This is a genomic window from Rhizobium sp. 42MFCr.1, assembly GCF_000377185.1.
Classification (GTDB): Bacteria; Pseudomonadota; Alphaproteobacteria; order Rhizobiales; family Rhizobiaceae; genus Rhizobium; species Rhizobium altiplani.
Genome location: NZ_KB897853.1, coordinates 23003 through 44137, shown reverse-complemented (window position 1 = coordinate 44137; position 21135 = coordinate 23003). Strand labels below are relative to the sequence as shown.

Sequence of the window (21135 nt, the reverse complement as noted above, 5' to 3'; positions counted from 1 at the left end):
AGAGACGAGGTCACTTGGGAGGGAGTCTTTTGGATTAGGCGACGACGGAGAGCTTCGCCTGATCGCCCTGCAGGCGGTTGACCATGAAGTTCGAGTACCATTCGAGGAACTGCATGACGCCGCCTTCATGCGCCATCGAATAAGGTCCAGGCTCGTAGGCCGGCGAGTGAATACCGAAGGCATTCTCTTCGACGATGCGACGGTCCTGATCGTTGGTTTCGGTCCACACATGCGTGAGCTCGGCCAGATCGTAGTCGACACCCTCGACGGCATCCTTGTGCACGAGCCACTTCGTCGTGACGGCCGTTTCATTGGCACTGAGCGGCAGCACGCGGAAAGAAATCGCATGGTCGCCGAGAATGTGGTTCCAGGTCGTCGGGTAGTGGAACAGCAGCATCGTGCCGATGCGATCAAGCGTCACGTCGTCCGAAAGAGGCCTCTCGACGGCGCGCCTGCCGGACATGGTGTAGCTCTCTGCGTCCTCGATCAACGGCATGCGGGCGGTGCGGAACTGACCGTCGGGGGAAATCTGGAACTTGCTCGGCAAGCCAGCCGCCTCGCAGCGTGCCCAGTGACCCGCAATCTCGGGATCGTCGGCACCGCCGTCCGTGCCGGTGACGCTCGGCGCTTCCGGGTAGGTGCGGCAGAGTTCGGGGTGGTTGGCCGCGCAGTGATAGCATTCGCGGTTGTTTTCCCAGACGAGCTTCCAGTTGCCCTTCTCGATGATCGTGCTCTGGAAGGCGACCTTCGCCTCGCTCAAACGATGCGGCAGCATATAGGGCGCGACCATGTCGCGGATCGGCTGGAAATCCGGTGCATTCTGCGCGAGACAGATGAAGATGTAGCCGCCGAAGCTCTCGCAATGGACCGGCTTCAGGCCGTAACCGCTCTTGTCGAAATCATCGCCCATGTGGCGGGCAAAGGCGAGCTTGCCATCGAGGTCGTAGGTCCACTGATGATAGGGGCAGACGAGGCGAACCGAGGAGCCGTGCTCCTTGGTGCAGACGCGCGAGCCGCGATGGCGACAGCTGTTGTGGAAGGCGCGAATGACGTTGTCACGGCCACGGACGATGACAACGGGATAGTCGCCGATCTGGACCGTGAAATAAGCGCCCGGCTTCGGCAGCTCGCAATCATGGCCCATGAACAACCAGTCGCGATAATAGATCATCTCCATATCGAGCTTGAAATAATCCTCGTCGATATAGAAGGGCCGCTCGAGACTGAAGCCTTCCCTGCGGGTCTTGAGTTGCCGCAATACGTTGCTGCGAATATCCATCTGCATATCCTCGTATAATGGGCCGCCGCTTGATCGAAGGCGAGAGCCGCCGGAAGCTTCGCTCCCTCTCCGTCAGGAGACTTTCTTGATAGACATTTAAACACCGCTGGCGCGCGGCGTTTGGTTGTAAAGCGACATCGGCTTCGAAAATGACGACAGGCGGCAAAGGAGTGCGGAATCGAACGCGGTTCCAGCCTAAAAATGCTTCATTCTCGGCCAGCAAGGCCAATTACGACATTGCCGCAACCCAATTCACACTTGGGCTCTCGGCACAACCTTGCCACAGCTATCGTATTTGCAACATGGCGGCGGTGGCCAATATCCACCAACCCGCGCATGACGGCCGAATTTAATCTGCCATTAAGCATGATTGCCTATCCTTTCCACATCAATCATCCATGTGGATATCTCTCATGGCGAAGCTTCGCTATTTCGACGCCACTAACAGCAATTCCCGCAACGCGGTACCGGTCACCTCGCATTCTGAATTTCTGCGCACCGGAAAGATCACGCGCACCCGGGCCCACTGGCTCGCCGAGGAGCGGCGCTACCTCACACATGACGAAGTCGCAGAGAAGACGGGCCGCAAGCTGGAGACAGCCGGCGCCAAGACGCATCGACATATCAACGGATTTCACCGTTCGATCCAGTTTCCGAAGCTGCTCTTCCACCGCACGCTGCAGGACAGCCCGCATTTAGGCTATTGCCACGTGACTGCGTCGCGGACGAAATTCGCCCGCTTCGAAGAAGTCAGCTGGGCGTTCTACATCGCGAATTTCTACGCCGACATCGGCGACAACGACAATTTCTTCCACAAGATCGATCTGAAGTATTCGCGCATGTATTTCGCGGTGGCGATCAAGCCCGGCGAACATACGCCGGAGAAGATGACGATCGACCGCTCGGTGAGGGGCAACGGGGTGCTTTTCCGCACCGACGATCCGCAAATCGCCATCAAGAACGTATTGCTGCTCGGCGCGCGCAACGAGCAGCTGCGCGAGATCATTCGCCAGCTCTGATCGGCATCATCGGCCCGCTTCGATATTGATCCGATCGCCGGGAAGGCATAAGGACTGCCGGACAGCAATCCGGACAGCGCATGGCACGATCGATCGACATCACGAAGGACAGGCAGCAGGCTATCGAAGCCGGTTGCGCGGTGCTTGGCGAGGGCTTCCCGATCGCGATCCCGACGGAGACCGTCTATGGGCTCGCTGCCGATGCGACCAATCCGGTCGCAATTGCCCACATCTACGAGACCAAGGGCCGCCCCCGCTTCAACCCGCTTATCTGCCACATGGCCGACCTTGCCATGGCTGAGAAGCACGCGGAGTTCGACCCCGTTTCACACGCGCTGGCGGAAGCATTCTGGCCGGGGCCCCTCACGCTCGTCCTGCCGTTGAAGCCAGAGAGTGCCATTCAATCGCTGGCGACCGCAGGGCTTGATACCGTTGGCATCCGCGTGCCGAAGGGTTTCGCGGGAGAGCTGATCCGCGCCTTTGGGCGGCCGCTCGCCGCGCCCAGCGCCAACACGTCAGGCAAGATCAGCGCGACGAGCGCTGCCCATGTCGACGCCGATCTCGGCGAGCGCATCAGACTGATCCTTGATGCCGGTGCAAGCACCGTTGGCGTCGAGTCCACGATCGTCAAGGTCGAGGATGGCAAGCTCAGGCTCTTGCGGCCGGGCGGGCTGCCTGCCTCGGAGATCGAGCGCGTGGCCGGTCAAAAGCTGCTGCGAGCCAGGAAGGCGTCCGCGGCCATCGAGGCGCCGGGGATGCTGGCATCCCACTACGCGCCCGGCGCAACCGTCCGGCTGGACGCAACGCATGTCGATTCCCACGAGGCGCTGATTGCCTTCGGCAAGACGGCCGTTGCCGGTGCCGACGACGCCAGGATCGTCCTCAATCTCAGCCGGGACGGCGATCTCGCGGAAGCCGCGGCGAACCTCTTCGACTATATGAAGAAAGCCGACGCCAGCGGCGCGCAGACGATCGCCTTTGCAGCCATTCCCGACGAGGGGCTCGGCGAGGCAATCAACGATCGGCTCCGCCGCGCAGCCGCGCCACGTGAGTAAGCAAGAAGGATCATGTTTCGATGAGCAGCGTTTCTCCCGAACTTCTCGACCGTTTCGACGCCATCGTCGGTGAGATGCATGCGCTTAGGAGCGAAGCCGATCTCGCGCCGCATCTGATTGAAAACCGCGGCCTTTACCACGGCTCGTCCCCTCTTCTCCTGAAGCCCGGTTCGGTCGAAGAAGTGTCGTCGATCCTGAAGCTCGCAACCGAGACCGGAACCGCGGTCGTGCCGCAAACGGGCAACACGGGTCTCGTCGGTGGCCAGACGCCGCGCGAAGGCAAGTCCGACATCATCATCTCGCTCGAACGCATGAACAAGGTTCGTGATGTCGATCCCGTCGCCAATGTCCTCGTCGCCGATGGCGGGGCGATCCTCGCGGACGTGCAGAAGGCGGCAGAGGCATACGGTAGGCTGTTTCCCCTCTCGCTTGGCTCCGAAGGTTCGTGCCGCATCGGCGGCAATCTGTCGACGAATGCCGGTGGCACGGCGGTGCTTGCCTATGGGAACATGCGCCAGCTCTGCCTCGGCCTCGAGGTCGTGCTGCCGACCGGCGAAATCTGGAACGGCCTGCGCCGCCTGAAGAAGGATAACACCGGCTACGACCTTCGCGACCTCTTCATCGGCGCGGAAGGCACGCTCGGCATCATCACCGGCGCCGTGCTCAAGCTCTTTCCGCAGCCTCTCGGAAAGCAGGTCGCTTTTGCCGGCCTTAACTCGGTCGAGGATGCCCTTGCCTTTTTCAACCTTGCGTCCAGCCTTTGCGGCACCTCGCTTACCGGCTTCGAACTGATGCCGCGCTTCGGCGTCGAGATTACCGCACGCAACATCGAGGGGGTACGCGATCCACTGGAATCGGCGCATCCCTGGTATGTCCTTGTCGATATTTCCACGTCCGATTCAGCCGAAACCGCCGAGCGCATGATGACGGCGCTGCTTGAGCAGGGCTTCGAGGCGGGGTTGGTTCAAGACGCAACAATCGCCACTTCGGTCGCGCAACAGCAGGCGCTCTGGCACATGCGCGAGAGCATGTCGGACGCGCAAAAACCAGAAGGCGGATCGATCAAGCACGACGTTTCCGTGCCGGTTTCGGCAATCCCGGTCTTCATGCACGAGGCCAGCGATGCAGTCATGGCGGCCATGCCCGGCGCTCGCATCTGCGCCTTCGGCCATATGGGCGACGGCAATATTCATTACAACATTTCCCAGCCTGTTGGCGCCGACAAACAGGCCTTCCTGGCGCGTTGGCGTGAACTGAACCACATCGTCCATGGCTTCGTGCTGGCGCACGGAGGATCGATTTCCGCCGAGCACGGGATCGGTCAGCTGAAGCGCGACGAACTGGCCTCGATCCGCCCGCCGATTGAAATGGAGCTGATGCGCAGGATCAAGCACGCCTTCGACCCGGCCGGCATCATGAACCCCGGCAAGGTCGTCAACGTCGACTAAGGGGCGACGATTTAAAGAAGGCTGGTGCTGGTCGTGCCGCCATTGGTCAGGATGGTGAGCGCCGGGGATGTGCCAGAGTTGTTCTGCAGATCATACATTGCCGTAAAGCGCTTCATGAGCTTGTCGACCTTCTTGGAATCCTGGAGATCCTCGAGATTGACGAACTTCCCAAGCATGGAAACCTGTTTTTCGACATCCATGTTCGAGACACTGGTCGGCAGGCTGAAGGTGGTTGTAATCACCTGGAACAACGCCTTGTCGCCTAGAATCGTGTAGAGCGATGTGATGTCGGGTGCGCTGCGCGCGAAATACAGCGCGAGGCGTACGCCGTCGTTCGTTTCACCTTCCTGCGATTCCAGCGTCTGCTGAACGTACTTTTGCTCCGTCCGGTCTTCGGCGCCAACATTCTGGACTGTCCCGATCTTGGCCCGCGTCAGGTTACCGTTGGTATCGAAGTTGAAGTCCGAGACAATCTCCTTGAACTTCGACTCAGCCTTCGTGTTGAGGTAGCTCTTGGGATCGGACGGATCGGAGGTAAAGATCTTGCGCAGCGTCTCCTCGTCGTATTTCTTCGGGTCGAGGCCGTTTGCCGTCAAGACCAGGCTGGTCAGCTTGTCGTTTGACAGGAAGTCGTCGAGAGACTTCACCTCCGCCATGCCTTTGGCGAATGCATCGACCGCTTTCGTCGCATCCTTGGAAGCCTTGTCCCTGAGCGGGCCGTCGCTCATGCCCATCAGCATGCGCGACTTATAGTTCGTCGCATATTTCGCCATCACGGCGGACGGCAGCGGCTGTATCTCCGCGGATATCTTGCCGTCAGCTCCAAAATTGAAGGCGCGGACCAGATTGGTGATCCGCTCGTCCTTTAACGAGGCGACGTAGCCGTCGGGATCGTAGGGGTCACTCTTCAGCAGCTTGCGGAACATGGAACGAGACACGTCCTGTTCCGTCAGTCCGTAGGCGCGAAGCGCCATATCGTAAAGTTCAGGTAGGTCGTCGTTCTTCTTGTCAAAGTCTGCGGCGGCGTTCGATCGCAGCAGGTCGTCAACCTTCTTGATCTTATCGTCGGCCATTCGCGTCTTGTAGTTTGCCACGGCCTCGTCGATCGCCTCGTTCTGCGCGTCCGCATATCGCACGCCGTAGAACGTCGTCGTATCCATCAACTGAGCACTCGATTGCGGGCCGGATGCAGCGGCGGCCGAACCATCGGCCGCGAAGCTGAACGCGGCATTGAGCGCACTGAGCCCCTGGCTAGCGGCGAAGCTGGCATCAGTCAGGATTCTTTTGATGTCTGCGTCGCTGACGCTCGTGGGGACGCCATAGGCCGACCGCAGAGTGTTCATCATTTGCCCGTCAGCGATCAGGTCATCGACATTGGAGATCGTCGGGATCACAGTCTGGAAGTAATCGAGATTGGCGCGGACCTGCGAACTCGTGGCCCGTGCCTGCGCGATTGTTTGCGCCCCGGCGCCAGTGGCAACGCTGCCGTCGGCCTGGAAGTTGAAGGCCGAGTGGACGTCGTCGTAACCCAGCAAGCTGGCGTAGCTCGCATCCGTCAAGACGCTGCGAAGGTCGGCATCGCTGACGCTCTGGGGAAGCGAATAGGCATCCCTGATGTACTGGGTCAGCTTGGTATCAGCGATCAGGTCATCGACATTGGTGATGCTGACGATCTTTGATTGATAATAGCCCGTGGTGTTTGCGGCCTGGTCGGACATCGCTTTCATCTGATCCGACGTCTGTGCCGCATAGGACGCCGCAGCGGAATTGATGGTACCGTCCGCGTTGAAATTGAAGCTCTGATTGACGTTGCTGAAATCCAGCAAGCTTGCATAGCTCGCATCGGTAAGAACCAACCGGAGTGCCGCGTTGCTGAAATCGTCGCCCATGCTGAAGGCCGTTTTGATATAGGACGTCAGCCGCTTGTCGGCGATGATGTCGTCGACATTGGTGACGGTCCCGATCTTGGACAGATAGTAGGCTTTGTTGTAGTCGGCAGCCGCCGAGGTCGTGATCGATGGGACAGTCAGATTGTACTGCTCCATGACGGCGTCTTTCTGGGTGGCCGTCTGCGCTGTGCCGTTAACGGTGCCATCTGCATTGAAGCTGAATTGTGCGGCAAGCGCCTTATACTTGTCGTTGCCGTTGAGATTGACAAAGCTATTGGGATCGTTGACGTCGCTCGTCAAAACCTGCGCCAGGAAATCCTTGGAAACATAAGTGGGATCGATGCCGTAGGCCTTGAGAACATAGGTGCGCACGCGGCTGTCGCCGACGAGATCGGAAACGTTCTGAACCGCGTCTATCGCGTTGCTGTAGTATTTCGTTTCGGCCGCGGCATTCTTGCCTTCGTCCGCGAAGGATTGCGTGTAGAGACCGATCAGGTCGTCTTCCTGCGCGTCGCTCTGGGCATCCGCCGCGGGCGTGTGGAAATTGAACGCAGCAGCGAATTCCTTGTAGCGCGAATCGGAAAGCTTGTTGGCGAAGCTATTGGCGTCCGTCAGATCGCTTTCCAGCACCTTTTTCATGAAGGCCTTGGCGTAAGTCATGTCTTCGAGGCCATAGGCCTTCATCGCATAGCTGTAGAGCCGATAGTCGCCGAGGAAATCGTCGACGTCTTTGACGTTGTTGATGTTGTCCTTGTAATACTCGGCGTCGCGTTTGACCGTCGCCTGGGAGGCGACGCGATCCAGGCTCTGCTTCATGTTCCCGGACAACAAATTGTAGGCCATCGAAGCCGAGATCATAGTGCGTCCTTTTCCGGCAAAGTCTTCAAGCATGACAGATTGGTTCTGCGCCATTTTGCGATAAAAAGCTTACCCGAGACTTACCCATCCTGCGTTGCAATATGGCACAGCCGGCGTTCACCCTCCGGAAACCTTGCCGGCTTCGGTTTTGATAACCATCCAGGGAGGCAAAGTTTTCTTAACCGCGATTTTTAAGCTGTCTCGAACAGGCGGCGCCTATTGTCAGGCCATAGAGGGCGAAAAGCCCCGAGGAGAAGACCGCAAATCGGCTCTCAGGTAAGACAAGGGTAGAATGAACATGAACAACACCGTTATGAAGCCCGTATGGGCTGGAACGACGCTGCGTCTCGATCCGTCTCGCTTTCCCCAGCAGGTCAGCTACGCCATCCATGACTCCTCAAGTGACGTGAACATAACGATCGACGAACGTGGCGCCATCCTGCGCAAGGTTCTCTCCTCCAGCGGCCTGCCGCTTTCGATCGCGCTGCCCAAGCGCGCCTTCAAGGGCGTTGCGGCCCGGGCCATCGACCATGGCAACGGCGAAGTCACTGTTACGCTGGAGCTTCACCACGAGGACCCCGAGCTCTGCATACCGCTGCTGGTCGCCCACGACCTCGCAGATATCGCAGCCGACTGGCGAAGCTGGTCCGAGGCCTTCCGCATTCCGATGCTGATGGTCGAGGCCGACGGCGTTGCCCGCCCGCTGGAAGAGCATCTTGGCGACCTGCGCACCAGCGCATTGAAGCCGCGCCGCCGGCATTCCTACTTCGCAAACCGGCGTCCGCGCTTCCTCGTGCGCCGAACGACGGGCAAGCTCGGCGTCGCCATGAAGATCGAAGGCAAGGAAATCATCGCCCGCAACTAAGCGGTGCGTCATTTCAGACCATCAATGCCCGGCCATTGTGCCGGGCATTTTCGTTTCCGCCTCAGGGCAGGACGAAGAGAAGCGACAGGAAGAGGCCGAGAAAGATGATCAGGCCGACGCGATTGTTCGACTTGAACAGCGCAAGGCACTGGTCGGCATCGTCGATATTGAGCGTCACGATCTGCCAGGCGAACATGCCGGCCGCGATGAGCAGGCCGAGATAGCCGAACGGGCCGACGCCTGCGGACAGGAAGGCGCAGAAGGCAAGCACGAGCGTCAGGCCATAGAGGCCGACCAGCCACTGTTTCGTCTTGTCGCCGAACAGCCGCGCGGTCGAGCGGACACCGATCAGCTCGTCGTCCTCTTTGTCCTGGTGGGCATAGATCGTGTCGTAACCGATCGTCCAGACCACCGAGGCGACGTAGAGGAGGATTGGCGCCAGTGAAAGGTCGCCGAAGATTGCCGCCCAGCCCATCAAAGCACCCCAGGAAAAGGCAAGGCCAAGGAAGAACTGTGGCCAGTCTGTAAAGCGCTTGGCAAAAGGATAAAGCGCCACGATAGCGAGCGAGAGGACGCCGAGAATGACGGCAAACCAGTTCAGCTGCAGCACGACCAGCAGCCCGACCAGCGCCTGCAGGACGATGAACGCCTTGGCCTGCGTGCGTGTCACCCGACCCGATGGCAGCGGCCGCGAGCGGGTGCGCGCCACTTCCATGTCGATCTTGTGGTCGACGAGATCGTTGTATGTGCACCCAGCCCCGCGCATCGCGACAGAGCCGATGAAATAGAGCACGAGATGGAAAATCAGCTGGCCGCCGGAAAACTGGCCAATATGAGCCGCCGCATTCGCGGCCATGGCAGCCGACCAGAAGCAGGGCCACATCAGCAATTGCCAGCCGATCGGCCGATCCCAGCGCGCAAGCTGCGCGTAGGGCCAGAGCCAGGGAGGCAGGACCCGGTAAACCCAGTTGTTCGAAGGCGCATCCGCAACGCGCCCGTTTATTCCGCCGATCTGTTGCATGACGCCATCTAGCGAGCCGTCGAGGCGCGGGTCAAGGTCAATTCACGGCCGCCGGGGCGACCTTTCAGCGCTGGTTCCACCGCCTGATCACCGGCTCCGTCAGGTCGTGCTCGTAGCCGAGAACGCTGATGCTTGCCGTGTCGAGGATGAAGCGCGCGCCATCGGTCGGCGGCAATCCGAGCCAGCGCGCGCCAAGGACGCGCAGGAAGTGCGAGCTGGAAAAGATCAGGATCGGGGCATTGGCCAGCCGCAACTCCGATATGATCCGATCTGCTCGCCCGCCGACATCGCCCGCCGCCTCGCCCTTGGGGCAGCCGTCGCGAAACAGCTGCCAACCGGGTCGGCTCGCGTGGATTTCCTTGGTGGTGATACCCTCGTAGGCGCCGTAGTCCCATTCCGCCAAGTCATCCTTGACGATCGCGCCGGCGCCAAAGCCCGAGAGTTCGCAGGTGTCGCGCGCGCGCTGCGACGGGCTCGACCACACGGCCGCAAAACCTCTACCCGCAAGGCGCGAACCGACGTCACGTGCTGCGGCCTCGCCTTTTGCCGTGAGCGGAATGTCACTGCGACCGGTGTGCCGCCCAGACAAACTCCACTCGGTTTCGCCGTGACGCACGAGATGGATTTCCGGAAGGGTGCTTGCCATTGTCATCAAGCTCCGAATTTAAAGACGGCGCGGCCTTTGCCGCGCCTTTTGATCTGGATCAGAGAATGACTTTTTCGAGCGGCGTGCGCGTCGCCTCGAACTCTTTCAGCTTCGCCTCGTTCTCGGCAATGTAGTCGCGGTTATCGGGGGTGGAATACTGGTTCTTGGAAATCTGGATCTGCATGATGAAAAGTTCGTCCCAGCGGAAGCCCATTTCCGACCCCGCAAGGTAGAATTCCCACATGCGGAAGAACTGCTCGTCATAAAGCGCAACCGCCTCGGCCCTGCGCGCCACGAAGCGTTCACGCCAGTGACGCAGTGTGTAGGCATAGTGCAGCGGCAGAACTTCGACATCGCGGACGAGCAGTCCCGCCTTTTCGATAAAAGGTATGGTCTCACCGATCGATGGGATATAGCCCTGCGGGAAAATGTACTTCTCGATGAAGGCATTGGTCGCAAAGCTTGGCTTCGGACGTGCGATCGAGTGCAACACCATGACGCCGTCATCGTCTAGGAATTCATGCACTTTCTTGAAGAACTTGCCGAAATTGCCGATGCCGACATGCTCGAACATGCCGACCGATACGATGCGGTCAAATTTCCTGCCCGTCATCGTGCGGTAGTCCTGCAGTTCGAAGCGCGCGCGATCGCCAAGACCACGCTTCTGAGCTCGCTCCCGCGAGATCTTCAGCTGCTCCTTGCTGAGCGTGATGCCGGTGAGCTCCAGTCCCGGCGTGGATTCCACCAGGTACATGCCCATGCCGCCCCAGCCGGAGCCGATCTCCAGGACACGCTGGTTCGGTTCGAGCAGAAGCTTCGCGGCAATGTGCCGCTTCTTGGCGACCTGCGCCTCCTCCAGGCTGATGCCGGGTGGGTTGTAGTAGGCGCAGGAGTATTGCCAATCCTCGTCCAGGAAGAGTTCAAAGAGCTTTTCGGACAGGTCGTAGTGGTGGGCAACGTTTCGCCTGTTGCGGTTGATCGGCATGCGGCTCTTCAGCTGCTGCAGGGCGATGCGTCCGATCAGGAGAGCCGCCATCGGGATATCGAAGATCTCGTTGGTGGTGTTCTTCTTCACCATCGCCAGGAAATCGTAGATGTTGCCCTGTTCCAGAATGAACCGGCCTTCCATGTACATTTCGCCTAGCTTTAGGGTGGGATCGCGGCGGATCAGCTGTTCCGCCTCTTCATCGGCAACGCGGGCGACAACGAGTTCGCCTGTGCCATCACCGACCGCATGCGTCTCGCCATTGGCGAGAGTGAGTCTCAGATTACCCTTACGGATGATTTTTTGGACAATCGATAAGAAAGCCGACGCCATAAGTAAGGCCTCGCAATGTGACAGGATGATCCGATCAACTTAGTATCTCTCATCCGCCTTACAAGCGCCGTAATTCGCACCTCGGCAACATGGTCGCCGAAGTGTGACATTTTTGCAAATTTGGTTGCTAAGCGCTTATTTTCGCTTCATGGCCTCAGCCAGTGCAGCTCCAAACGCACCTTGGCTTTCCTGCTTTGGCGAAGCCGACCGCCGGTCACTCTGGCCGCGAACCGGCTGATTTCCACGTGACTCGCCACGCGGAGCGGAGGTCTGCGAACCATCGTCCTTTCTCATCGACAGGCCGATGCGCTTACGCTTGGCATCGACCTCGACGACGCGGACTTTTACGACGTCGCCAGCTTTCACAACTTCGTGAGGATCTTTGACGAAGCGATCGGCAAGCTGCGAAACGTGCACCAAACCGTCCTGATGGACGCCAATGTCGACGAAAGCCCCGAAGGCCGCGACATTGGTCACGGTGCCTTCCAGCATCATGCCCGGCGTGAGGTCCGAGATCTCATGAACGCCTTCGGCGAAGGTTGCTGTCTTGAAGCTCGGGCGCGGGTCGCGGCCGGGCTTTTCCAACTCGGCCAGGATGTCCTTCACCGTCGGCAGGCCGAATTTCTCATCGATGAACTGACGCGGATCGACGGCCTTCAGCACGGCGGTGTCGCCCATCAGCGAACGCAGGTCGCGGCCGCAGGCGGAGACGATCTTCTTGGCGACGCCATAGGCTTCTGGGTGGACTGAGGAGGCATCGAGCGGCTCCTTGCCATCGCGAATGCGCAGGAAGCCGGCGCATTGCTCGAAGGTACGCTGGCCGAGGCGGGCGACCTTCAACAGGTCACGGCGGGTCTCGAAGCGACCTTCGCTGTCTCGATGCTTGACGATCGCGTCGGCAATCGAGGCGCCCAGGCCGGAGACACGGGAGAGCAGCGGCGCGGAAGCGGTGTTAAGATCGACGCCGACGGCATTCACCGCGTCTTCGACGACGGCATCGAGCGAGCGCGACAGCTTCTGCTGATCGACATCGTGCTGGTACTGCCCGACGCCGATCGACTTCGGCTCGATCTTGACGAGTTCGGCCAGCGGATCCTGCAGGCGGCGGGCGATGGAAACGGCGCCGCGCAGCGAGACGTCGAGGTTGGGGAACTCGAGGGCGGCGGTCTCCGAGGCGGAATAAACCGACGCGCCAGCTTCAGAGACGATCACCTTGGTCGGCTTCGGCGCCGGCAGATCGGCCAGCATGTCTGCCACCAGCTTTTCCGTCTCGCGGCTGCCGGTGCCGTTGCCGATCGAAATCAGTTCGACATTGTGCTTGCGGATCAGCGATGCCAGTTCGAGCTGCGCACCGCGCACGTCGTTCCGCGGCTGGAAGGGATAGACGGTCGAGGTCGCCACGACCTTACCGGTGGCGTCGGTGACGGCGACTTTGACACCGGTGCGGATGCCCGGATCAAGGCCCATGGTCGGGCGCGAACCGGCTGGCGCTGCCAGCAGCAGATCCTTGAGGTTGCGGGCGAAGACGTGGATCGCCTCTTCCTCGGCACGTTCGCGAAGTTCGCGCATCAGGTCGAGCGACAGCGACATGGAGAGCTTGACGCGCCAGGTCCAGCTTGCGACGTCCATCAGCCAGCGGTCGCCGGGACGGCTCGCGCCGATCTCGTAGGCGGCGGCGATCATGCGCTCGACCGGCTTGTTGGGAGAGACGGTCTCGGCATCGGCCTCGATGGTCAGCGTCAGCACTTCTTCGTTCCAGCCGCGAAGCATGGCTAGCGCGCGGTGACCGGGGGCGGTCGCCCAGCGCTCGGAATGGTCGAAGTAGTCGGAGAACTTCTCGCCAGCGGCCTGTTTGCCATCGACCACCTTGGCCTTCAGCAGGGCAGCGCTGCGCATATGGGCGCGCAACTTGCCAAGCAGATCGGCATTTTCGGCGATGCCTTCGGCGACGATGTCGCGCGCGCCTTCGAGTGCCGTCTTCACATCCGGCACATCGGCGGTGATGTAGCCCTCCGCCAGCGTCGCAGGCTCCTTCGAGCGATCAGCCAGGATCGCCTCCGCCAGAGGCCCGAGGCCACGCTCGCGGGCGATCTCGGCGCGGGTGCGACGCTTCGGCTTGTAGGGGAGATAGAGATCTTCAAGCTCGGCCTTGGTGGCGGCACCGGCGATCTTGCCAAGCAGTTCGTCGGTCATCTTTCCCTGGCCGTTGATGGACTCGACGATCGTATCGCGCCGCGCTTCCAGTTCGCGCAGGTAGACCAGTCGCTCCGCAAGGTTGCGCAGCTGCGTATCGTCCAGCCCGCCCGTTACTTCCTTGCGGTAGCGGGCGATGAAGGGCACGGTCGCCCCCTCGTCCAGCAGCTCGATCGCCGCCTTGGCCTGGTCCGGCCGGGCGTTGATTTCGGAGGAGATGACAGCGGCGAGCGAGCGGAGGTCAGCGGCCATGAGAATTCCTGCGTTTTCACAAAAGTTGCGGGACCATAGCGGCGAAAAACGGCAAGGCAATGCCCGACGTCCCTATCCACAGCAACATAGCACGGCCAGCGGCCGTTTTTGCGGTTGTGCAGATGCGGCATTCTTTGCTAGCAGAGGCGACCGTTTTTAGCCCCGCCTTTGTGGCGCCTTCCCCAGAGAAGGCAAGGAAAGTGACATGCCAGATCTGCTCCTAGAACTCCGCTCCGAAGAGATCCCGGCCCGCCTGCAGCGCAAGGCTGCCGGCGACCTGAAGAAGCTCGTGACCGATGCGCTTGTCGAAGCAGGACTTTCCTACGAGGGTGCGCGCGAATACTGGACCCCACGCCGGCTGACGCTCGATATCCGCGGCCTGACGGCGCGCTCCGCCGATGTGCGCGAAGAGAAGAAGGGTCCCCGCACCGACGCCAACGAGAAGGCGATCGAAGGCTTCCTGCGCGGCGCCGGTCTGTCTTCCGTTTCCGAGGCGCAGATCCAGAGCGACCCGAAGAAGGGCGACTTCTACATCGCCATCATCTCCAAGCCCGGTCGCACCGCTGAAGAGATCATCAGCGATGTCATGCCCGGCATCATTCGCGATTTCCCCTGGCCGAAGCCGATGCGCTGGGGCGCGGCTTCCGCTCAGCCGGGCTCGCTGCGCTGGGTCCGGCCGTTGCAATCGATCGTCTGCACGTTCGGCACCGAGCATGAAGAGACCGTCGTCATTCCGTTCTCGATCGACGGCATCGTCGCCTCCAACGTGACCTACGGCCATCGTTTCCATGCGCCCGGCGCCATCACCGTCAAGCGTTTCGGCGATTACATCGCGAACCTCGAAAAGGCCAAGGTGATCCTCGATGGCGAACGCCGCAAGGACATTATCCTGCATGATGCCCGCGATGTCGCCTTTGCAAACGGACTGGAACTGGTCGAGGACGAAGGCCTGCTCGAAGAGGTCTCGGGCCTCGTCGAATTGCCGCAGGTCCTGTTGGGCAGCTTCGAGGAAGACTACCTCTCGATTCCGGCGGAGATCATCCGCCTGACGATCAAGACGAACCAGAAGTGTTTCGTGACGCGCCCTGTTGGCGGCGACACGCTGTCGAACAAGTTCATCCTCGTCTCGAACATCGAAGCCAGCGACGGCGGCAAGGAAATCATCCACGGCAACGGCAAGGTCGTGCGCGCGCGCCTGTCCGACGCGCTGCACTTCTGGAAGCGCGACCAGGGCGATCTGCCTGATCTGGAGACACTGGAGGCTTCGGCAAAGAAATTCGACCTCGACCTCAAGAAGCCGCTCGACCAGCGCATGGCGAAGCTCGATGCGCTTGATGTGACGTTCCACGCCAAGCTGGGTACACAGGGTGAGCGCGTGGAGCGCATCCGCGCCATGGCCGCAAAGGTCGCTTTCCCGGTCGGTGCCGATTACAAGCTGGTCGACAGGGCCGTGGTGCTTGCCAAGGCCGATCTGCGCACCGAGGCTGTCGGCGAGTTTCCGGAACTGCAGGGCGTCATGGGGCGCAAGTATGCCGCCCTTCAGGGCGAGGATGCCGTTGTCGCGACCGCGATCGAGGAGCACTACAAGCCGCAAGGCCCGTCCGACCAGCTGCCACAGGACAAGGTCGCGATCACAGTGGCGCTTGCCGACAAACTCGACACGCTGATCGGCTTCTGGGCTGTGGACGAAAAGCCGACCGGTTCGAAGGATCCGTTTGCGCTGCGCCGGGCTGCCCTTGGCGTCATCCGCATCCTTCTCGAGCGGAGTGTGCGCCTGACGCTGCTGCCGCGCATCGCCAGCCACATGGGCCGCATCGATACGGATATAGGCAAGACTGTTGACGACAACGACCTGTCACGCCAGTTCGACCTCCTCTCCTTCTTCCATGACCGCCTGAAGGTCTATCTGCGCGATCAGGGCGCGCGCTACGATCTCATCGATTCCGTGCTGACGCCGGAGGCCGACGACCTCTTGATGATCGCCCGCCGTGTCGAGGCACTAACGGCCTTCATCACGTCCGAGGATGGCAAGAACCTCCTGGTCGGCACCAAGCGTGCCACGCAGATCCTGGCTGCCGAGGAAAAGAAGGGCACGGTGATCGCCGACGGCGTCTCCGAAAATCTCTTCCGACTCGACGCCGAGAAGCAGCTCTTTGCCGCCATCACCACCGCTTCCGCAGAAGCCTCTGCGGCCGTCGACAAGGAAGACTTCCGCTCGGCGATGGAAGCGCTCTCCAGGCTGCGTGCTCCGGTCGACCGCTTCTTCGACGACGTGTTGGTCAATGACGAAGACGCTGCAATCCGCGCCAATCGCCTTTCCCTGCTTCGCCTGATCCGCGAGGCAACCGGCACGGTCGCCGACTTCTCGAAGATCTCGGGTTAAGCGCATCAGATGCGGCGTGCGGATGACGCCTTAACATCCGACATTTGCTGCAGATTTCCATCCTTGCTCAGATTTTGATTCAAGGATGGAAATCTCTGATTTCCGTCAGCCAGCAACTCCGATTGTAGCCGCCGAGAGAACCGCATAACGCGCGGCCTTGGCAATGGTCACAAGCAGCAGGAACATCGGAAGCGGTTCGCGCAGCACACCGGCGACGATGGTGATGGGATCGCCGATAACAGGCATCCAGCTCAGAAGCAGCGACCACTTGCCATAGCGCCGATACCAGCTTTGCGCCTTGTCGAGCGCAGGCTGGCGGACGGGAAACCAGTGCTTGTCGCGAAATCGTTCAATGCCGACGCCGAGCAGCCAGTTGACGGCCGAGCCAAGGACGTTGCCTATTGTCGCCACCGCGATCAGCGCAATGACCGGATGCTGCTTCGCCAGGATGAGCGCGACGAGGCCGGCTTCCGACTGCATCGGGAATATCGTGGCAGCCGCAAAAGCCGCCAGGAACAGCGCGGCATAAACCGCAAGATCGGTCATGGCTTGTCCGCGCCAATGCTTAGCTGCACCCTGCATCCCTTCATCAAGTCTCACGGCGGACTGGAACTATCACGTCCTTGGCGTTATGCCAAAGTCATGAACAAGATCCTCGTCAGCGCCTGTCTCATGGGCCATGCCGTCCGTTATGACGGCCAGTCGAAGCCGCTCGCCCATCCCGCGATCGCGCGCTGGATCGAGGAAGGCCGGCTGGTGACAGTCTGTCCCGAGATGTCCGCCGGAATGCCGGTGCCGCGTCCGCCCGCCGAAATTGAAGGCGCAGCCACGGGCGAGGATGTCCTCTCCGGCCGTGCACGCGTCGTCGAGGTCAGCGGCGGCGATGTGACGGGCGAGTTCAAGCGGGCTGCCGAGAATGCACTGGCGCTCGCGATCGAAACAGGCTGCCGTTATGCGCTGCTGATCGATGGCAGCCCCTCCTGCGGCTCGGGCTTTGTCTATGACGGCACGTTTTCCGGGCAGAAGCTCGCAGCAAATGGCGTGACGGCCGCGCTTCTGAAGTAGGCTGGCATTGCCGTCTACTCCGATCGCGAAATTGAGGAACTTGTCGCAGGGCTTACTGCCGACGAGGCCGCGACGGCCGACTCCCCTTAATTCAAAACGGCCGTCGGAACGCCCGACGACCGTTTTCTTGCTTGGCGCCCGAACCTCAGGCGGCCCGGCGAACCTGCGCGCTGTAATCCTGGCTGTCACCAACGCGGAAACCGCGGATGAGGTTCAGAAGCTCGTCGGTGTCGCTTGCCAGCGACTCGGCCGACGCAGTGGTTTCCTCGGCCATCGCGGCGTTCTGCTGCGTCGCAGCGTCGAGCTGGTTCATCGAGGACGAGATCGACCGCAGCGTGGTATCCTGCTCGGAGGCGCTGTGGGCGAACTTCGCAACGATCTCGTTGGCGGCCTTGATCTGGTCAGAGATACGCTTCAGCGCCTCGCCGGCTTCGCCGACCAGACGGACGCCCTGATCGACCTGGCCGGACGAGCGGGCGATCTGATCCTTGATCTCCTTGGCAGCCGCAGCCGAGCGCTGTGCCAGCTCGCGCACTTCCTGAGCGACGACCGCGAAGCCCTTGCCGGATTCGCCGGCACGGGCGGCTTCGACGCCGGCGTTCAGAGCCAGCAGGGCCGTCTGGAAAGCAATGTAGTCGATGACGCCGATGATCTTGCCGATCTCGGCAGACGACTTCTCGATACCGCTCATCGCTTCGATCGCTTCGGAGACGACGGCATCGCTACGGCTCGCCTCGCCGCTGACGGCCTCGACACGCTTGCTGGCTTCATGGGCGCCTTCGGCGGTCTGGCGGACGGCGACGGTCAGTTCATCGAGCGCTGCGGAGGTTTCTTCGAGGCTCGCGGCCTGACGCTCTGTGCGCTGCAACAGATCGTTTGAGGCGCGACGGATCTCTTCCTTGCTGACGGCAATGTCGCCGCCCTTGGCGCTGACCTTGGCCATGGCAGCTTCGAGATGCGCAAGCGCATCGTTGAAGTTGTCGCGAAGAGCTGCGTACTTCTGGCCTAGATCGGCGCAACGGACCGTCAGGTCACCTCGGGCGATCAGCTCCAGCGCCTGGCCGATGGTCGAGACAACATGGTTCTGGGCGACCGTTTCCTCGCGCTGCAGGCGCTGGCTGCAATCCCGGATCGATGAACTCCCGACCTCTGCGTTGACCACGCGTGGCGACGACAATCATGCGTCTTCCGGCTTTGGTTGTTAGAGTTAGAGTGAATGAATTAACAATTGCCAAGTGCGGGCGCTCAAAGGATTATCAAATATAATCAGTGCATTCTTGCAGTGTGCGGCAAGTTTGATTCATCTGCGCGCCCTTAAGTTGAAGTGGTGTCGCAAGGCACGCCGTACAGTTTTCCGACTCTGGCGGTTGCGCTATACTTGCTGCATGGCTGAGGCTTCGCATGCCTTCGGTGAATTCGTTCTCGATCCCGGCTGCGGCTTGCTGCGGAATGGGCGGGCGGTCGCGCTTGGCCAACGCGGCGCGGCTCTTCTTGAAGTGTTACTTGAAGCCCGCGGCAATGTTGTTTCCAAGAATGCGCTGATGGAGCGCGTTTGGCCCGGAGCCGCAGTCGAGGAAAGCAACCTGACTGTCCAGGTGGCGGCGCTTCGCAAAGTGCTCGGTCTTACACCCGATGGGCAGGAATGGATTGCGACGGTGCCGCGTGTCGGTTACCGCTTCATCCGCGCGAACATTGAAACGAAAGCCGCTGCTCCAGCCCCGGAGTTGAAGCCGACCCTAGCTGTCCTCCCCTTCAGCAATCTTAGCGGCGATCCAAACCAGGACTACTTTGCCGATGGGATCGTCGACGACATTATTGCAGCCCTCAGCCGGTTCCGAAGCTTTGCCGTCGTCGGCCGGGACTGCTCCTTTGCCTACAAGGGCAGCGGGATGGATGTGCGCAAGATCGCGGCGGAACTCGGTGTCAGCTACGTGCTTGAAGGCAGCATCCGGCAGCAGGGCAACCGCTTGCGCATTGTCGCCGAACTCGTCGAGGGTCAAGGCGGCACGCATATGTGGGCGCAGACCTTCGACGGGACGCTGGACGAGATATTCGACTTTCAGGATCGCATCACCGAGCGCGTCGCAACGCTGATCGAACCGCTGATCCAGACGGCCGAGATCGAGCGGTCACGACGTGAAAGGCCCGGAAGCGTAGCCACCTACGACATCTACCTGCAGGCGCTGGCCAAGATCTCGACCGAAATCGAAAGCGATAACGCTGCCGCCTATGCGCTTCTCATGCAAGGGCTGGCCGTCGAGCCTGACAATGCGCAGTTGCTTGCCCATGCGGCATGGGCGCTCGAGCATCGCTACACGATGGGTTGGCCGTCGCTCACCGAGGACGACGTGCAAACCTGCGGCGCACTGGCGCGGCGGGCGCTGGAGCACTGCGCCGGCGACGCCATGGTCATGGCTCATTGCGGCGTCGCCCTGATGCAGACGGTGAAGGACTACGATTGGGGTCCTGCAGTTCTGCAGGCGGCCGCCGAATCCAATCCCAACAACCCGATGGTCGTTGTCAGGGCCGGCATCGGGCATCTTCATTGCGGCAACGTCAACGACGCACTCAGCCACTTCCACAGGGCCAACCGCTTGACCCCAGGTGACCGCGGCGCGCATTTCTCGCATTGCGGCATCGCGCATGCCCACGTGATCCTCGAAGAATACGAGCAGGCGGTGGCCTGGGCTTCGAGAGCGCTGGCCAGTAATCCGAATTTCGAGCCAACGCTATGGTTGCTCATTGCTGCGAGTGCGCATCTCGGCCGCATGGAGGAAGCCCATCGCCACCTAGCGGCGTTGAGACGACTGACGCCTGATATAACCGTCGAGCGCATCCGCGTCGGCCAACCCGGCAAATATCCGGATCGCATTGCTGCCCTCCTCGACGGGTTGAGGTTGGCAGGTGTCCCTGAGCGCTAGTTTCGGATCGTTTCGGAACTTTTCCTTGGGCCTTTCAGGACCGGAAGGCCGCAACCGGCAGAGACTGCTTCCCACAGCAAAACCGCAAGTGGGAGACGGCCATGATTACGACGCTGACCATCCTTTCCCTCGATCAGGGACGCATCTACTCCCCTCCGCCGGAGCCGGTTCCCGAGCTGACGGCTGCTGAAGCTGCCGCTGCCGTTGCTGATAGCCAAGGCACCAAACACCATTTGCGTTGGCTGGATGTTTCGACTGGATTGCACGCACTTGCGCGCCTGCTTGCGCCGAACTTTGGCAACTCCCCGTTCGGCAAAGCTCACTAGAAATAAAAAAATGCGTCCCTGCTTCTCTCAGGGACGCATTTTATCCACCGCGGGGTGGACCCCGGACGACCGAAACTTTGGTCAGGCTGGGGCAGGGAACTGGAAATCAGGGTCGAAGTTCAAAGTTGAAAACGTCGAGCGGCGCCTTTTGTTCCTTCGGCACGCCTGCCACGCCTGCCGCGACCGGCTTGACGTCGCCACCGATGACTGCAGCCGTCGTCGAGGCGCGGTCGATGTTGTCGGCCGGCTGCGTGGCGGCTGTCATTGGTTCGGCTGGCGCCTTGGTTACAAAAACAACGGGCGAGCCGCCCATCCAGCCTTCGGTGCGATAGAGCTTCTTCTCACCGTTGACGTCGCGAACTTCCGAGGATTGCAGCGCGCCAGGTGCCAGCGTCGGTACGGTGTAGTCCTTCCCGCGCTCGACCTTTTCAAGCGGCGGGCAGGTTTGGCAGCTTTCCTGGCTGATGCTCCCGCCATTGGTGCGCGCGTCCTTGCCCACGACTTCGATCGAGGAGGCACAGGCAGACCCTGCCGTAAACACAGCTATCGCACCCAAGATGACCTGACGCATGGAACACTCCGTCTCACGTTGAGAAG

The 21135-nt window shown here is 60.9% G+C and carries 15 protein-coding genes and 2 pseudogenes; 8 read left to right on the top strand and 9 right to left on the bottom strand.

From position 1 onward, the window contains the following. Nucleotides 1-34: 34 nt before the first annotated feature. Nucleotides 35-1279, bottom strand: a complete 1245-nt coding sequence (locus C934_RS0125285) for an aromatic ring-hydroxylating oxygenase subunit alpha (protein WP_018859352.1) — start codon at nucleotides 1277-1279, stop codon at nucleotides 35-37. Between the two features lie 413 nt (nucleotides 1280-1692). Between C934_RS0125285 and C934_RS0125280 the strand changes: the two genes are divergently transcribed. The 3 genes from C934_RS0125280 to C934_RS0125270 all read left to right on the top strand — a co-directional run bounded on the left by C934_RS0125280 (nucleotide 1693) and on the right by C934_RS0125270 (nucleotide 4801). Further along, the gene (locus tag C934_RS0125280) at nucleotides 1693-2298 is read left to right on the top strand and encodes a DUF6656 family protein (RefSeq protein ID WP_018859351.1); all 606 of its coding nucleotides are present in this window, start codon (nucleotides 1693-1695) and stop codon (nucleotides 2296-2298) included. A gap of 80 nt (nucleotides 2299-2378) precedes the next feature. Then, the gene (locus C934_RS0125275) at nucleotides 2379-3353 is read left to right on the top strand and encodes an L-threonylcarbamoyladenylate synthase (RefSeq protein WP_018859350.1); all 975 of its coding nucleotides are present in this window, start codon (nucleotides 2379-2381) and stop codon (nucleotides 3351-3353) included. 20 nt (nucleotides 3354-3373) lie between these two features. After that, complete coding sequence (locus tag C934_RS0125270) at nucleotides 3374-4801, top strand: FAD-binding oxidoreductase (protein ID WP_018859349.1); 1428 nt, start codon at nucleotides 3374-3376, stop codon at nucleotides 4799-4801. An 11-nt stretch (nucleotides 4802-4812) separates the two neighbouring features. On the opposite strand, the gene C934_RS0125265 is transcribed toward C934_RS0125270, so the two are convergent. Continuing rightward, on the bottom strand, nucleotides 4813-7548 hold the full coding sequence (locus C934_RS0125265) for a DUF1217 domain-containing protein (protein WP_026372070.1): 2736 nt from the start codon (nucleotides 7546-7548) through the stop codon (nucleotides 4813-4815). A gap of 298 nt (nucleotides 7549-7846) precedes the next feature. Between C934_RS0125265 and C934_RS0125260 the strand changes: the two genes are divergently transcribed. Continuing rightward, nucleotides 7847-8413 carry a DUF6101 family protein gene (locus C934_RS0125260; protein WP_025661901.1) on the top strand — a complete coding sequence of 189 codons (567 nt, stop codon included), beginning with the start codon at nucleotides 7847-7849 and terminating at the stop codon, nucleotides 8411-8413. A gap of 61 nt (nucleotides 8414-8474) precedes the next feature. On the opposite strand, the gene ubiA is transcribed toward C934_RS0125260, so the two are convergent. The 4 genes from ubiA to C934_RS0125240 form a co-directional block, all read right to left on the bottom strand. Continuing rightward, on the bottom strand, nucleotides 8475-9434 hold the full coding sequence (gene ubiA, locus C934_RS0125255; RefSeq protein ID WP_018859347.1) for a 4-hydroxybenzoate octaprenyltransferase: 960 nt from the start codon (nucleotides 9432-9434) through the stop codon (nucleotides 8475-8477). 64 nt (nucleotides 9435-9498) lie between these two features. Beyond that, nucleotides 9499-10080: a histidine phosphatase family protein gene (locus tag C934_RS0125250; RefSeq protein ID WP_018859346.1), complete on the bottom strand. Its 582-nt coding sequence runs from the start codon at nucleotides 10078-10080 to the stop codon at nucleotides 9499-9501. 58 nt (nucleotides 10081-10138) lie between these two features. After that, on the bottom strand, nucleotides 10139-11398 hold the full coding sequence (locus C934_RS0125245) for an SAM-dependent methyltransferase (protein ID WP_018859345.1): 1260 nt from the start codon (nucleotides 11396-11398) through the stop codon (nucleotides 10139-10141). A 135-nt stretch (nucleotides 11399-11533) separates the two neighbouring features. Next, entirely contained in the window at nucleotides 11534-13843 is a 2310-nt protein-coding gene (locus tag C934_RS0125240) for a Tex family protein (protein WP_018859344.1), read from the bottom strand. Nucleotides 13844-14048: 205 nt separating this feature from the next. Here C934_RS0125240 and glyS point away from each other — a divergent pair, with 205 nt between their 5' ends. Next, complete coding sequence (glyS, locus tag C934_RS0125235) at nucleotides 14049-16226, top strand: glycine--tRNA ligase subunit beta (protein ID WP_018859343.1); 2178 nt, start codon at nucleotides 14049-14051, stop codon at nucleotides 16224-16226. Nucleotides 16227-16331: 105 nt separating this feature from the next. Here glyS and C934_RS0125230 read toward each other — a convergent pair whose 3' ends face one another. Further along, nucleotides 16332-16772, bottom strand: a complete 441-nt coding sequence (locus tag C934_RS0125230; protein ID WP_018859342.1) for a YqaA family protein — start codon at nucleotides 16770-16772, stop codon at nucleotides 16332-16334. 96 nt (nucleotides 16773-16868) lie between these two features. Here C934_RS0125230 and C934_RS32545 point away from each other — a divergent pair. Next, nucleotides 16869-17381 (top strand): annotated as a pseudogene (locus C934_RS32545) (DUF523 domain-containing protein). A gap of 55 nt (nucleotides 17382-17436) precedes the next feature. Here the strand turns inward: C934_RS32545 and C934_RS32540 are convergent. Continuing rightward, nucleotides 17437-18378, bottom strand: a pseudogene (locus tag C934_RS32540) (methyl-accepting chemotaxis protein); the annotation flags it as partial. 298 nt (nucleotides 18379-18676) lie between these two features. Between C934_RS32540 and C934_RS0125215 the strand changes: the two are divergent. Together C934_RS0125215 and C934_RS0125210 are read left to right on the top strand one after the other, a co-directional pair. Continuing rightward, a complete protein-coding gene (locus C934_RS0125215; protein WP_018859339.1) occupies nucleotides 18677-20212 on the top strand; it encodes a winged helix-turn-helix domain-containing tetratricopeptide repeat protein in 1536 nt (511 codons plus the stop codon). 101 nt (nucleotides 20213-20313) lie between these two features. Continuing rightward, a complete protein-coding gene (locus C934_RS0125210; RefSeq protein ID WP_018859338.1) occupies nucleotides 20314-20538 on the top strand; it encodes a hypothetical protein in 225 nt (74 codons plus the stop codon). 106 nt (nucleotides 20539-20644) lie between these two features. On the opposite strand, the gene C934_RS0125205 is transcribed toward C934_RS0125210, so the two are convergent. Continuing rightward, nucleotides 20645-21109 (bottom strand): plant virulence effector HPE1-like domain-containing protein, encoded by a 465-nt coding sequence (locus tag C934_RS0125205; RefSeq protein WP_018859337.1) that lies wholly within the window; start codon nucleotides 21107-21109, stop codon nucleotides 20645-20647. Between the last annotated feature and the right edge of the window lie 26 nt (nucleotides 21110-21135).